This is a genomic window from Nonomuraea sp. NPDC001831 (assembly GCF_042892035.1).
Lineage (GTDB): Bacteria > Actinomycetota > Actinomycetes > Streptosporangiales > Streptosporangiaceae > Nonomuraea.
Genome location: NZ_JBIATU010000012.1, coordinates 12,624 through 25,917 on the forward strand (window position 1 = coordinate 12,624; position 13,294 = coordinate 25,917).

Genomic DNA, 13,294 nt, shown 5'->3' on the forward strand with positions numbered 1-13,294 from the left:
TGACATACCTTGGGCCGCATTCGGCGGCCAAACGCGGGGCCGCGGACCCGCGCCCGCGTTCCACCCGTCACCCCCCAACGAGGAGCACCCCCATGATTCTCGCCCGCACGCGATTAGCTGCCCTCGCCACCTCCGCCCTGACCGTCGCCCTGATCACCGCGGGCCAGCCCGCCGCCCAGGCCGCCCGGGAGCCCGCGCTGCCCGCGGCGTTCGCCAAGGCCGCCTCGGCCAGCGACGTACCCCGCGATCTGCTGGTCGCGCTCGCCTACGCCGAGACCCACCTCGACGACCACCAGGGCAAGCCCAGCGCCAGCGGCGGCTACGGCCTGATGCACCTGGTCAGCAACCCCACCACCCACGCGCTGGAGAAGGCCGCCCAGCTCACCAGCCTGCCGGTCGAGAAGCTGCGCTCCGACAACGCCGCCAACATCCTCGGCGGCGCCGCCCTGCTCCGCTCCTACGCCGACGAGCTCGGCCTCGACGACGCCGGCCGCAAGGACGCCGGCCGCTGGTACCAGGCCGTCGCCAAGTACGGCAACGCCTCCTCGCCGGAGATCGCCCGGCTGTACGCCGACTCGGTCTACGAGCAGCTCGGCCTCGGCATCACGGCCCGCGGCGTGACGGTCAAGCCCCAGGAGGTCACCGCCGACCGCGGCGACTACGCCAAGGCCCGCGACCTGAGCGCCCAGGGCGACGTCGGCGTGCTCAGCACCGACTACGGCCCGGCCGCCTGGGTCCCGGCCAGCTCCAGCAACTACACCGCCTCCAGCCGGCCGTCGAGCTACGCGATCGACCGCGTGGTCATCCACGTGACGCAGGGCTCGTACGCCGGGACGATCTCCTGGTTCCAGAACTCGGCCGCACAGGTGTCGGCGCACTACGTCGTGAAGTCCTCCAACGGCGCCATCACCCAGATGGTGCGCGAGAAGGACATCGCCTGGCACGCCGGCAACTGGACGTACAACACCAGGTCGATCGGCATCGAGCACGAGGGCTACGTCAGCGAGTCCTCGTGGTTCACCGACGCCATGTACCGCGCGTCGGCGGCCCTGACCAAGGCCATCTGCGACAAGTACGGCATCCCGAAGGACCGCGCCCACATCATCGGGCACAACGAGGTTCCCGGGGCCGACCACACCGATCCGGGGCCGTACTGGAACTGGACCACGTACATGAACTACGTGACCGGCGGCGGCACGCCCTCGTGGTCCACCACGGTGGACAACGCCACCTCCGGCCAGTTCACCGCCAGCGCCAACTGGGGCACCTCCGCCTACTCCAGCCAGCGTTACGGCGCCGACTACCGCTTCTCCGACCCGGTCGCCGCCAGCGACCCCGCCTGGTACCAGGCCGCGATCCCCAGCGCGGGCACGTACAAGGTCGAGGTCTGGTACCCGTCGGACCCGGGCTACAACAGCTCGGCGCCGTACATCGTGGCGGCCTCGGGCGGCAACCAGACCGTCTACGTGGACCAGCGCTCCGGCGGCGGAGGCTGGCGCAGCATCGGCACCTTCTCGCTGAACTCCGGCACCTACAACGTCGTCGGCGTCAGCCGGTGGACGGCCGGCACGGGCCTCGTCATCGCCGACGCGGTCCGCATCAGCAAGGTCTGACGGGCCCGGGCCCGGGCGCGGCGGTCCGGGCGCGGTCCGGGCAGGTCCCGGGCAGGTCCGGAAGGCCCGAGCCACCGAAACCGGCTCACACCCTCTCCCCCGGGGGTGTGAGCCATTTCACTTTGCCAATCATGTAATCGATTTCATAAGCTGCCGTGTAATCGATTACACGGAGGAACGATGGCAAGGATCAAGGACGTCGCCGCGCAGGCCGGTGTCTCCGTCGCCACGGTCTCCCGCGTGCTCAACGACAACCCCTCGGTCAACGAGGAGACCCGGCGCCGAGTTTACGACGCGATGAGCGCGCTCAACTACGTGCCGAACGCCGTCGCCCGCTCCCTGCGCACCACCGCGACCAGGACGATCGGCCTGATCATCGGCGACGTCCTGAACCCGTTCTTCACCGAGCTGGCCAGGAGCGTCGAGGACGAGGCCAGGCGCGAGGGCTTCACGGTCGTCATGGGCAACGCCGACGAGCGCGCCGACCAGCAGGACCACTACGTGCGCACGCTGCTGGAGCAGCGCGTCGACGGGCTGCTGATCTGCCCGACCGCCGAGGTCACCCCGCTGGTGCAGCAGCTGGCCGAGGCCGGCCGGCCGGTGGTGTTCCTCGACCGCACGATCTCCGGGCTCGACGTGCCCTCCGTGCGTTCCGACGGCGCCGCCGCCATCGCCGAGCTGGTCCGCCACCTGCGCGAGCAGGGCCACCGCCGGATCGCCCTGGCCTCCGGCCCGGCCACCCTGTCCACCGGCCGCGAGCGCACGGCCGCCTTCGCCGCCGCGATGGCCGCCGAGGGCCTGGAGGTGCGCCCCGAGTACGTGCGCCCCGGCGACTTCCGCGAAGGCAGCGGCCGGCGCATCACCACCGAGCTGCTCGACCTGCCCGAGCCGCCCGAGGCGATCTTCTTCGGCGACAACCTGATGACGCTCGGCGGGCTGGAGGAGATCCAGGCCCGGAACCTGCGCATCCCCGCCGACGTGGCCGTCGCCTCCTTCGACGACGTGACCTGGTTCAAGCACACCGCCCCGCCGATCACCGCCATCGCCCAGCCGACGGCCGAGATGGGGCGCCTGGCCGTGCGGCTCGTGATCGGCCGGATCCAGAGCGGGCAGGCGGCCGACTCGCACGTCCTGCCGGCGCGCCTGGTGATTCGCCGATCATGCGAGCGGAAAGGGATCATGGAGTGAGCGCGGAGATACTCAAGGCCGAGGGCCTGCGCAAGGTCTTCCCCGGCGTCGTGGCACTCGACGGCGTCGATCTGAGCCTGCGCGCCGGCGAGGTGCACGTCCTGCTCGGCGAGAACGGCGCGGGCAAGAGCACGCTGATCAAGATCCTGTCGGGCGCGTACCGGCCGGACGGCGGGCACGTCACCGTCGACGGGCAGCCGGTGGACATCCGGTCGGCGGGCGACGCCCAGCGGCTCGGCATCGCCACCATCTACCAGGAGTTCAACCTGGTCCCCCAGCTCACCGTCGCGGAGAACCTGGCGCTCGGCCGCCCGCCGCGCCGGTTCGGGCTGGTGGACAAGAAGCGCATGGAACGGCAGGCCAAGGCGCTGCTCGACCGCGTCGGCGTGGACGTCGACCCGACGACGCCGATCTCCCGGCTCGGCATCGCCCGCATGCAGATGGTGGAGATCGCCAAGGCGCTAGCGCTCGACGCCCGCGTGCTCATCATGGACGAGCCCACCGCCGTGCTCACCTCCGGCGAGGTCGCCAAGCTGTTCACGATCGTCCGCCAGCTCCGCGACGAGGGCGTCTCGATCGTGTTCATCACCCACCACCTGGAGGAGATCGCCGAGATCGGCGACCGGGTGACCGTGCTGCGCGACGGCCGGTCCGTCACCGAGATCCCCGCCGACACCGCCCAGGACGAGCTGGTCAGGCTCATGGTGGGCCGCCCGATCGACCAGCAGTTCCCGCGGCAGGCCGCCGAACGCGGCGAGGCCCTGCTCAAGGTCTCCGGCCTCGGCCGCAGGGGCGTCTTCGACGACGTCTCGTTCGAGGTGCGCGCGGGCGAGGTGGTCGGGGTCGCCGGGCTGGTCGGCGCCGGCCGCACCGAGGTCGCGCGGGCCGTCTTCGGCGCCGACCGCTACGACACCGGCGAGGTGGTCGTCCGCGGCACCCGCCTGGCCCCCGGCGACGTGCACGCCGCCATGGAGGCCGGGCTCGGCCTGGTCCCCGAGGACCGCAAGGGCCAGGGCCTGGTGCTCGGCGCGGACGTGGCCGAGAACCTGGGCCTGGTCACCATGCGCGCCGCCACCCGCGCCGGCTTCGTCGACCGCGCCGGCCAGCGCAGGGCCGCCGGGAAGGTGGCCGAGCAGCTCGGCATCCGGATGACCGGCCTGGACCAGGAGGTCCGCACGCTGTCCGGCGGCAACCAGCAGAAGGTCGTCATCGGCAAGTGGCTGGTCGCCGACGCGGGCGTGCTCATCCTCGACGAGCCGACCCGCGGCATCGACGTCGGGGCCAAGGTCGAGATCTACCAGCTCATCAACGCGCTCACCGCCTCCGGGCACGCCGTGCTCATGATCTCCAGCGATCTGCCGGAGGTGCTCGGCATGAGCGACCGCATTCTGGTCATGGCCCGCGGCAGGCTCGTCGGCGAGCTGCCCGCGGCCGGGGCCACGCAAGACGACGTCATGGCCCTCGCGGTCACGGATGTGGAGGGTCCCCGTGCCAAGTAGCACCGTTCCGAACAAGCTCACCGGCCGCCGGTCGCCCGCCGCGGCCTGGTTCGCCGAGAACGGCGCGCTCGCCGCGCTCGTCGTGCTGGTCGTGGCGCTGTCGTTGTTGTCCTCCGACTTCCTCAGCGTGACGAACCTGCTCAACGTCGGCGTCCAGGCGGCCGTCACCGCGATCCTGGCCTTCGGGGCCACGTTCGTGATCGTCACCGGCGGCATCGACCTGTCCGTCGGCTCGGTCGCCGCGCTGTCGGCGATCGTGCTGGCCTGGACGGCCACCAGCGCCGGGCTGCCCTGGCCGGTCGCCGTCGTGGTCTCGCTGGCCGTCGGCGTCGTGTGCGGCCTGGTCAACGCCGCCCTGATCGCGTACGGCAAGCTGCCGCCGTTCATCGCCACGCTGGCCATGCTGGGCATCGCCCGCGGCCTGGCGCTGGTCATCTCGCAGGGCAGCCCGATCGCGATGCCCGACTCGGTCTCGCACCTGGGCGACACGCTCGGCGACTACCTGCCGATCCCGGTGCTGGTGATGCTGGTCATGGGCGTGATCGCGGCCGTGGTGCTCAACCGCACGTACCCGGGCCGGGCCATGTACGCCATCGGCGGCAACGAGGAGGCCGCCCGGCTGTCCGGCATCAAGGTCAACCGGCAGAAGCTCATCACGTATGCGCTGTCCGGCGCCTTCGCGGCGGTGGCCGGGATCGTCCTGGCCAGCCGGCTGGCCTCGGCGCAGCCGCAGGCCGCGGCGGGCTACGAACTGGACGCGATCGCGGCCGTCGTCATCGGCGGCGCGAGCCTGTCCGGCGGCAAGGGCAGGGCGCTCGGCACCTTCGTCGGCGCGCTCATCCTCGCCGTGCTGCGCAACGGGCTGAACCTGCTGTCCGTCTCGGCGTTCTGGCAGCAGGTCGTGATCGGCGTGGTGATCGCGCTCGCGGTCCTCGTCGACACCCTGCGGCGCAGGGGAACGAACTAGGAAAAGGAAGTAAAGATCATGCGGATTCCCGCGATTGTCATGGCCGGCGCCGCGCTCACGCTCGGCCTGGCCGCCTGCGGCTCCTCCGGCGACGGCGGCTCCGGAGGCTCGTCCTCGGGGGGCGGGGACATCAAGATCGGCATGTCGGTGTCGACCCTGAACAACCCCTACTTCGTGCAGCTGCGCAGCGGCGCGGAGGCGGAGGCCAAGAAGGAGGGCGTCACGCTGACCGTCACCGACGCCCAGAACGACGCCTCCCAGCAGGTGAACCAGGTCCAGAACTTCACCAGCCAGAACATGAAGGCGATCATCGTCAACCCGGTCGACTCCGACGCGGCGGCCCCGGCGGTCAAGGCGGCGGACCGGGTCAAGATCCCGGTGATCGCGGCCGACCGCGGCGTCAACGGCGCGGAGGTGGCCCAGACCGTGGCCTCCGACAACGTGGCCGGCGGCAAGCTGGCCGCCCAGGAGCTGGCCAAGCAGCTCGGCGAGAAGGGCAGCGTGGTCGTGCTGCAGGGCACGGCGGGCACGTCGGCCTCGCGCGACCGGGGCCAGGGCTTCGCCGAGGGCATCGCCGCGTACCCGAACATCAGGGTCGTGGCCAAGCAGCCGGCCGACTTCGACCGCACCAAGGGCCTCGACGTCATGACCAACATGCTCCAGTCGAACCCCGGCATCACCGGCGTCTTCGCCGAGAACGACGAGATGGCGCTGGGCGCGATCAAGGCCCTGGGCGCCAAGGCCGGCCAGCAGGTCAAGGTCGTCGGCTTCGACGGCACCCCCGACGGCCTGAAGGCGGTGCAGGCGGGCACGCTGGCCGCCAGCGTCGCCCAGCAGCCGTCGCTGCTCGGCCAGCAGGCGGTGCAGGCCGCGGTCAAGGCCGCCAAGGGCGAGACCATCGACAAGACGGTGGCCGTGCCCGTCAAGGTGGCGACCAAGGAGAACGTCGCGGACTTCCAGTGAAACGCGCGGGGATTCTGAACGCCGAGCTGGCGGGGGCCATGGCCCGGCTCGGCCACACCGACCAGGTGCTGGTCTGTGACAGCGGGATGCCCGTGCCGCCCGGCGTGCGGGTCGTCGACCTGGCCTTCCTGCCGGGCATCCCGGCCTTCGCCGACGTGCTCGGCGGGCTGCTCGCCGAGCTCGTCGTCGAGGGGGCCACGGCGGCCGAGGAGGTGCGCGCGGGCAACCCCGGCTGCGCCGAGCTGCTCGCGGCCCGGCTGCCGGGGCTGGCGTACGTGCCGCACGAGGAGCTGAAGCGGCTGTCGGCGGGGGTGCGGCTGGCCGTCCGCACCGGAGAGGCCACGCCGTACGCGAACGTGATCCTGCGGTGCGGGGTGGCGTTCTAGGGACGCCTGCCCCGCGCCACTGGGAAGCGGGCGGAGGAAGATCTACTCTGGCGTCGAGGGAGGCGCCATGACCCACGAGGCAGCAGAGCCGGACCCCGCCCAACTCCGTCGCGTCGCCATGGCGAGCGCGGTCGGCACCACGATCGAGTGGTACGACTACTTCATCTACTCCACGGCCGCCGCGCTGGTCTTCGGCTCCCAGTTCTTCTCCCCGCTCTCGCCCGCTTCGGGCACCCTGGCCGCGTTCGCCACGCTCGGCGTCGGGTTCCTGGCCCGGCCCGTGGGCGGCCTGGTGTGGGGGCACTTCGGCGACCGGCTCGGGCGCAAGGCGATGCTGGTCGCGTCCCTGCTGCTGATGGGCGCGGCCACGGTCGGCGTCGGGCTGCTGCCCACCTACGACCGGATCGGGGTGGCGGCCCCGATCCTGCTGCTGGTCCTGCGGCTGCTCCAGGGGCTCAGCGCGGGCGGCGAGTGGGGCGGGGCGGCGCTGCTCGCCGTCGAGCACGCCCCGCCCGGCAGGCGCGGCCGGTACGGGCTGTACTCCCAGGTGGGCGTGCCCGCCGGGCTGATCCTGGCGCAACTGGTGTACGTCGCGGTGACGGCCGGGCTGTCGGAGGCGCAGTTCGCGAGCTGGGGCTGGCGGCTGCCGTTCCTGTTCAGCGTGGTGCTGGTCGCGGTCGGGCTGTTCATCAGGCTGCGGGTGACCGAGACGCCGGTGTTCCGGGCGCTGTCCGCCGAGCAGGCCCGCAGCAGGCGGCCCGTCCTCGACGTCTTCCGCGAGCGGCCGCGGTCGCTGCTGATCGCCTCGGCCAGCTTCGTCGCCAACACCGCGATCGGCTACGTGTTCCTCGCCTACCTGCTGTCCTACGGCACCCAGGTGCTGAAGGTGAGCAGGAACCTCATGCTCGTCGTGGTGATCGTCGGCAGTCTGACCTGGCTGGCCGGGATCGTGGCCACGGCGATCTGGTCGGACCGGATCGGCCGCAAGCCGGTCTACCTGGCCGGCTCGGTGCTCCTCGTGGTCTGGGCCGTGCCGTTCTTCCTGCTGGTGGACACCAAGGTGGCGGCGCTGATGGTGGTCGCCGTGGTGGTGCTCAACGTGGGGCTCGCCGCGACGTACGGGCCGCAGTCGGCGCTGTTCGCCGAGATGTTCGAGCCGCGCTACCGCTACAGCGGGGTCTCCTTCTCGTACGCGGTCGGCGCGCTGCTCGGTGGCGGGTTCGCCCCGCTGGTGGCGACGGCCCTGCACGAGGCGACCGGCACGTCGTTGTCGGTGTCGGCGTACATGGCCGGCGTCGGGCTGATCAGCCTGGGGGCGGTGCTGGCCATGAAGGAGACCCGCCCGCACGTGACCGCCGGCTGAGTAGTCAGGCCGTGGCGCCGCCGTCGATCACGTGGTCCTGGCCGACGACGAAGCTGGACTCCGGCGAGGACAGCCACAGCGCGGCGGCGGCGATCTCCTCCGGGGCGGCGACGCGGCCGATGGGCAGGGCGTGCCGCATGCGCTCGTCGCGCTCGGCGGGCGTCTCGCCGGGACGCGTGGACATGGGCGAGTCGATGGGGCCGGGGCTGACGGCGTTGACGCGCACGCCGTCGGCGATGTGGTCGCGGGCGGCGGTGCGGGTCAGGTGGCTCACCGCGGCCTTCGAGGCGGCATAGGCGGCGGCCCCGGGCAGTCGCCAGTGGGCGCCGAGGTTGCTGGCCACGTTGACGATCACGCCGCCGCCGTGCTCGCGCATGTAGGCGATCTCGTGCTTCATCGACAGGAACACGCCCTTGAGGTTGACCGCGAGCACGGTGTCCCAGGTGTCCTCGTCGTAGTCGGCCACCGGGGCCAGCATGCCGAAGACGCCCGCGGCGTTCAGCGCCACGTCGAGCCCGCCGTAGCGGGTGACGGCGGCCTGCACCATGGCGGCGACGGAGGCCGAGTCGGTGACGTCCGCGGTGAAGCCGGCGGCCCGGCCGCCCGCCGCCTCGATCTCCTTGACCACCGCGCCGAGCCGCGCGGTGTCCCGCCCGGCGGCCAGCACGGACGCGCCCTTCCTGGCGTACGCCAGCGCGGCGGCCCGGCCCACGACCCCGGTGGCCCCGGTGACAAGCACGACTTTTCCTTCGAACACCACAAACTCCTAGAACGATCGGTCTCAAATTTGGACGGCGACCATGGCCTGTTCGACCGCGTCGCGCAGCCGGCGCGGGTCGGGGTCGGCCCGCCCGAGCACGCGCAGCCCCTGGAGCAGCACGAGCAGGAACCTGGCCAGCGCGTAGGGGTCCTTGGACTCGGGGATCTCCCCCTGGGCGCGGGCGCGCACCAGCGCGGCGGCCAGCGCGGTCTCCAGCTCGGCCCAGCTCGCCGTCACCCGGCGGGCCAGCTCGGCGTCGCGCGAGGCGAACTCCACGGCCGTGTTGACGACCATGCAGCCGCGCCGCAGCTCGTCGGCGAGGATCTCGGCCACGTACGCGTCGAGGAAGGCGCGTACGGCCGGCACCGCGGGCCCCGGCCGGGCCAGCGGCTCGACCACGTTGCGCCGGGCCAGGTAGCGCTCCAGCGCCTTGACGTAGAGCTCCCGCTTGCCGCCGAAGGTGCCGTAGATGCTGGCCCGCGCCAGCCCCAGCCGCTCCACCAGGTCGGCCATCGAGGTCGCCTCGTAACCGCGCTCCCAGAACAGGTCGAGCGCGCGGTCGAGCGCGACCTCGGGATCGAACTCCTTGCTCCGTGCCACGCGGCGAAGCTACCACATTCGAGAACGAACGGTCTAGTTTGACGAGCCTCTACGGTTCACGGAACTCCGGGGCCTGGCCGTCGTCCGGCGGGTTGCCGGGCGGGTTGAGGGATTCCAGCGGTGTGTCGTCGGCGACGGCCCGCTCGGCGGCGGCGGTCTCCTCCACCGGCCGCTGCCGCGGGATGCTCAGCAGGCCCAGGCTGTCCTGCTCGCCGCGCCGCCTGATGACGTCGTTGATCGCCTCGGCCATCTCCTCCCTGGAGTAGCTGCCCTCGGGCAGCTCGTTGAGATGGGCCAGCATGTCGGCGGGGATGTGCACGTGCGCGGAGACCCGTGCGTACACCTCGCGCATCGCCACCCGGTCCCGTCCGCGGAACGCCTCGTCCAGGGCTTCCTGCAGTTCGTCCAGCACGGCCTGGTCAGTCATCCCGGTATCCCTTCAGTAGGTCTTCGGCCTGTTCCGTCACGTCGTCCACCGAGACGTCGGCGACCCACGTCCCGTCGTGCTCGCAGCGTTCCGCCTCCACGTCCACGCCGCTCGCGCCACACGTCGGGCAGCGGGTGGTCCAGGAGATCAGCGGCCGGTGCGCGGTCCTGCTGAGCGGCCCGGCGTTGATGACGTTGACGCACGAGTAGACGGCGACCGTGGGCGTGCCGACGGCCGCGGCGAGGTGGCGCGGGCCCGTGTCGTTGGCGACCACCAGGGCGCAGCGCTCGTACAGGGCGGCCAGGCCGCCGAGGGTGAGCGTGCCGACGACGGGGATCACCGGCTGCGCGCGCCCGCGCATGGCCGCGACCGTCGCCTCCACCAGGTCCTTCTCGGCCCAGCTCCCGGTGACCGCGACGGGCCGGCCCAGCCGGTCGGCCACCTCGGCGAAGCGTTCGGGGGGCCAGCGCCGCCGCGGGTCCGTCGCCCCCGGATGCAGCGCGACCAGCCCGGCCGGCGGCTCGCCGAACGACTCGGCCAGCTCCGCCCGGTCGCGGGCGGTGACGGCCACCAGCGGTTCGAGCCGCTCGGCGACCCCGCCGACCAGCTCGGCGACCTGGAGGAAACGCAGCGTCTCGTGCTGGAAGTACGTGTAGGGCACCCACCGGTCCAGCTCCTCGGCGTCCGGGGCACGCAGCCCGGCGGTCACCCGCGCCCCGAGCGACCGCATGAACGGGTTGGAGAAGCGCCCGCCGCCGTGGATCTGCACCGCCAGGTCGAACGCCCGTTCCCGCAGCTCGGCGCGGGCCCCGCCGGGCACCGGGTAGCCGGTCTCCGACGTCGAGACCCCCGTGATCGGGGGCAGCGCCACCACGTCGTCCACCGGCCCGGGGCGCCCGGACAGGAACTCGGCGTGCCACGGCGTGCCGAGCAGGGTGAGCCGGGCGTCGGGGTAGGCCAGCTTGATCGCCTCGATGGCCGGCAGCGCGACCAGGTAGTCGCCGATCGCGTTGGCCCGCAGGACGGCGATGCTCCGCACGCCCTCGACCAGGCCCGGCCGGGCCGTCATGGGGTCCCCGGCATGTAGTCGTAGCATTCCGCGCTCCTGTCCGCGACAGTGACCGGCAGCTCCAGGCGGCAGCCCCGCCTGGGCGGCGGCCCGGTGTCCGAAGGGCCGTACATAGCGGCCGGGCTACCCGGCAGGGATGGTCCATAACTTCGGTTTCGGACGAACCTATTTGAGCCGACATGCGTTTGAGCTGGGCTTCTACAGGTACTCGCCCTCTATGGGCACCCTGAGGGAAGAGACGGTCAGCGCGGTCGTCGTCGGCGACGTCATGCTCGACTCGTGGCTGCACGGCTCGGCCAAGCGGCTGGCCCAGGAGGCGCCGGTGCCCGTGATGAGCCTGGAGGCGGTCGAGGACGCGCCGGGCGGGGCCGGCAACACCGCGGCCAACCTGGCGGCGCTCGGGGCCCGCGTCCGGCTCGTCGGCGTCGTGGGCGACGACGCCTGCGGCGACCAGCTCATCCAGGCGTTGCGCCTGCTCGGCGTGGAGACGGACCTGCAGGCGGTGCCGGGGCGGCGTACCGCGCACAAGCGGCGGCTGGTCACCAGCGGCCAGCTCACCGCCCGCTACGACGAGGAGGACCTCGACGTCATCCCGCCCGAGGCCGAACGCGAGCTGCTGGCCCGCGTCTCCGCGGCCGTGGCCGGCGCGGACGTCGTCGTGGCCTGCGACTACGGCGGCGGCGTGTTCACCCCGGCGGTGCGCCGGGCGCTGGCCGGGCTGCCGCTGCTCGTGGTGGACGCGCACGCGGTCGCGCCCTGGGTCGAGTGCGCGCCGGCGGCGGTGCTGCCCAACTACGCCGAGGTGGTGGGCCTGCTCGGCGAGGCGGTGGACGCCGCGGCCGACCGGCCGGCGTACCTGATGGCGCGCTCCGCGCAGATCGTGGCCGCCACCGGGGCCCGGATCGTGGTGACCACCCTGGACGGCGAGGGCACGCTGCTGCACCGGGCCGGCTGCCCGCCGTACCGGACCTACGCCCGGCCCGCGCCGCAGCACATGGCGACCGGCGCGGGCGACACCTACACCGCGGCCTTCTCGCTCTGGCTGGCCGCCGGCGCGACGCCGGAGGAGGCCGCCGAGGCGGGCCAGGCCGCGGCCGGCGTGGTCGTACGCCGTTCCGGCACGTCCATCTGCACCCGCTACGAGCTGCTGCGCGCCCTGCGCCGCCAGGAGGGCACCGTGCAGGCGGCCGAGCGCCTGGCCCAGCTCCTGGACGAGCACCGGCGCAGGGGCGAGCGGATCGTGTTCACCAACGGCTGCTTCGACGTGCTGCACCGGGGCCACGTCAGCTACCTGGAGCAGGCCGGGCAGCTCGGGGACGTGCTCGTGGTCGCGGTCAACAGCGACGCCAGCGTCACCCGGCTCAAGGGCCCGGGGCGCCCGCTCAACCCGTGCGAGGACCGCATGTCGGTGCTGGCCGCCCTGAACGACGTGGACTACGTGACCGAGTTCGACGAGGACACCCCGGAACGCCTGCTCAGGCTCATCAGGCCGGAGATCTACGTCAAGGGCGGCGACTACACCCCGGAGATGTTGCCGGAAGCGCCGCTGGTGCGCTCGCTCGGCGGCGAGGTGCTGGTGCTGGACTACCTGCCCGACCGCTCGACGACCGCCATCATCGGCCGCATGCGCTCGGTGCCCGGCGCCCCGGACGGGGCCAGGCCCGTTCCGCCCGGCGAGGTCAGGCCCGTTCCGCCAGCACGTCCATGACCAGCGAGCGCACCATCCGCACCGCCTCCTCGACCGCCCCGCGCACCGGCTCGCTCAGCTCCACCAGCACGTCGTCGGTGACCAGCCGGGCCGGCTCGCAGCACAGCACCAGCACCCGCGCGGGCACCCGGCCGAGCTCGCGGGCCATGCGCAGCACCTTGACCGGGTCGAGGCCGTGGCTCTCGGCCGCGATGCCGCCGGGGACGTCCAGGCCGGGCATGTCCGGTTCGAGCAGGGTGAGCGTGCCCGGCGGCTCGCCGCGCGGCGCGGCGTCCACCAGGATCGCGGCCTCGTAGTCGCGCTGGAGCGCGTAGGCCAGGTCGAGGCCGCGGCTGCCGAAGTCGAGCACGTCGGCGGGCAGGTCGTCGTCGGCCAGGCGGCGCACGACCTCGACGCCGAAGCCGTCGTCGCCGAGGAAGACGTTGCCGATCCCGGCCACCAGGACGCGTGGGCGGCAGCCCCCTCCGACCGGTTCGAGCTCCTCGGCCGAGTAGAAGAACCGGTGGCACGGCAGCCTGGACTCGCCCAGGTCGCGCAGCGGGTCGCCGGCGAGGGTGACGCCGACGTGGAAGCCGCCGTCGTCGTCCCGCTCGACGCTCTCGATCACCGCGAGGCGGCCGTTGAGCGCGAGGTCGAGGATGTCGGCGCGGCTCTTCGGGCGCAGGCGCACCCGGCTGCCCGGGGCCAGCCGCACGCCGTCGACGATCGCCTCGGCCGGGGCCTGCCGTTCCGTCGGGTACCGAGTGTCCAT

At 72.8% G+C, this 13,294-nt stretch carries 13 protein-coding genes; 8 read left to right on the top strand and 5 right to left on the bottom strand.

Features of this window, described 5'->3' with window-relative positions:
• Positions 1 to 92 precede the first annotated feature (92 nt).
• From ACFYYW_RS32480 to ACFYYW_RS32510, 7 genes are all read left to right on the top strand, one after another.
• Positions 93 to 1,613 (top strand): N-acetylmuramoyl-L-alanine amidase, encoded by a 1,521-nt coding sequence (locus ACFYYW_RS32480; RefSeq protein WP_387654346.1) that lies wholly within the window; start codon positions 93 to 95, stop codon positions 1,611 to 1,613.
• Positions 1,614 to 1,793: 180 nt separating this feature from the next.
• Positions 1,794 to 2,801, top strand: coding sequence for a LacI family DNA-binding transcriptional regulator (locus tag ACFYYW_RS32485; protein WP_387654350.1), 1,008 nt, complete (start codon positions 1,794 to 1,796; stop codon positions 2,799 to 2,801).
• On the top strand, positions 2,774 to 4,300 hold the full coding sequence (locus tag ACFYYW_RS32490) for a sugar ABC transporter ATP-binding protein (RefSeq protein ID WP_387654353.1): 1,527 nt from the start codon (positions 2,774 to 2,776) through the stop codon (positions 4,298 to 4,300). Before ACFYYW_RS32485 ends, ACFYYW_RS32490 begins: the two co-directional genes overlap by 28 nt.
• Entirely contained in the window at positions 4,290 to 5,267 is a 978-nt protein-coding gene (locus ACFYYW_RS32495) for an ABC transporter permease (RefSeq protein WP_352320688.1), read from the top strand. The genes ACFYYW_RS32490 and ACFYYW_RS32495 overlap by 11 nt, the downstream gene beginning before the upstream one ends.
• Positions 5,268 to 5,285: 18 nt before the next feature.
• Complete coding sequence (locus ACFYYW_RS32500; protein ID WP_387654356.1) at positions 5,286 to 6,230, top strand: substrate-binding domain-containing protein; 945 nt, start codon at positions 5,286 to 5,288, stop codon at positions 6,228 to 6,230.
• Positions 6,227 to 6,616 carry a D-ribose pyranase gene (gene rbsD, locus ACFYYW_RS32505; RefSeq protein ID WP_352320692.1) on the top strand — a complete coding sequence of 130 codons (390 nt, stop codon included), beginning with the start codon at positions 6,227 to 6,229 and terminating at the stop codon, positions 6,614 to 6,616. Before ACFYYW_RS32500 ends, rbsD begins: the two co-directional genes overlap by 4 nt.
• Before the next feature lie 67 nt (positions 6,617 to 6,683).
• Positions 6,684 to 7,979 carry an MFS transporter gene (locus tag ACFYYW_RS32510; RefSeq protein ID WP_387654359.1) on the top strand — a complete coding sequence of 432 codons (1,296 nt, stop codon included), beginning with the start codon at positions 6,684 to 6,686 and terminating at the stop codon, positions 7,977 to 7,979.
• Positions 7,980 to 7,983: 4 nt separating this feature from the next.
• Here the strand turns inward: ACFYYW_RS32510 and ACFYYW_RS32515 are convergent, their stop codons facing one another.
• From ACFYYW_RS32515 to ACFYYW_RS32530, 4 genes are read right to left on the bottom strand one after another with little or no spacing between them, the layout of a single operon-like run.
• The gene (locus ACFYYW_RS32515; RefSeq protein WP_387654362.1) at positions 7,984 to 8,718 is read right to left on the bottom strand and encodes an SDR family NAD(P)-dependent oxidoreductase; all 735 of its coding nucleotides are present in this window, start codon (positions 8,716 to 8,718) and stop codon (positions 7,984 to 7,986) included.
• Between the two features lie 42 nt (positions 8,719 to 8,760).
• Positions 8,761 to 9,339: a TetR/AcrR family transcriptional regulator gene (locus ACFYYW_RS32520; RefSeq protein ID WP_387654365.1), complete on the bottom strand. Its 579-nt coding sequence runs from the start codon at positions 9,337 to 9,339 to the stop codon at positions 8,761 to 8,763.
• A gap of 49 nt (positions 9,340 to 9,388) precedes the next feature.
• Positions 9,389 to 9,766, bottom strand: coding sequence for a hypothetical protein (locus ACFYYW_RS32525; RefSeq protein WP_352320700.1), 378 nt, complete (start codon positions 9,764 to 9,766; stop codon positions 9,389 to 9,391).
• Positions 9,759 to 10,862 carry a glycosyltransferase family 9 protein gene (locus ACFYYW_RS32530; RefSeq protein WP_387654368.1) on the bottom strand — a complete coding sequence of 368 codons (1,104 nt, stop codon included), beginning with the start codon at positions 10,860 to 10,862 and terminating at the stop codon, positions 9,759 to 9,761. The genes ACFYYW_RS32525 and ACFYYW_RS32530 overlap by 8 nt, the downstream gene beginning before the upstream one ends.
• 190 nt (positions 10,863 to 11,052) lie before the next feature.
• Between ACFYYW_RS32530 and rfaE2 the strand changes: the two genes are divergently transcribed.
• The gene (gene rfaE2 / locus ACFYYW_RS32535; protein WP_387654370.1) at positions 11,053 to 12,543 is read left to right on the top strand and encodes a D-glycero-beta-D-manno-heptose 1-phosphate adenylyltransferase; all 1,491 of its coding nucleotides are present in this window, start codon (positions 11,053 to 11,055) and stop codon (positions 12,541 to 12,543) included.
• On the opposite strand, the gene ACFYYW_RS32540 is transcribed toward rfaE2, so the two are convergent.
• The gene (locus tag ACFYYW_RS32540) at positions 12,515 to 13,294 is read right to left on the bottom strand and encodes a hydrogenase maturation protease (protein ID WP_352320706.1); all 780 of its coding nucleotides are present in this window, start codon (positions 13,292 to 13,294) and stop codon (positions 12,515 to 12,517) included. The genes rfaE2 and ACFYYW_RS32540 overlap by 29 nt on opposite strands.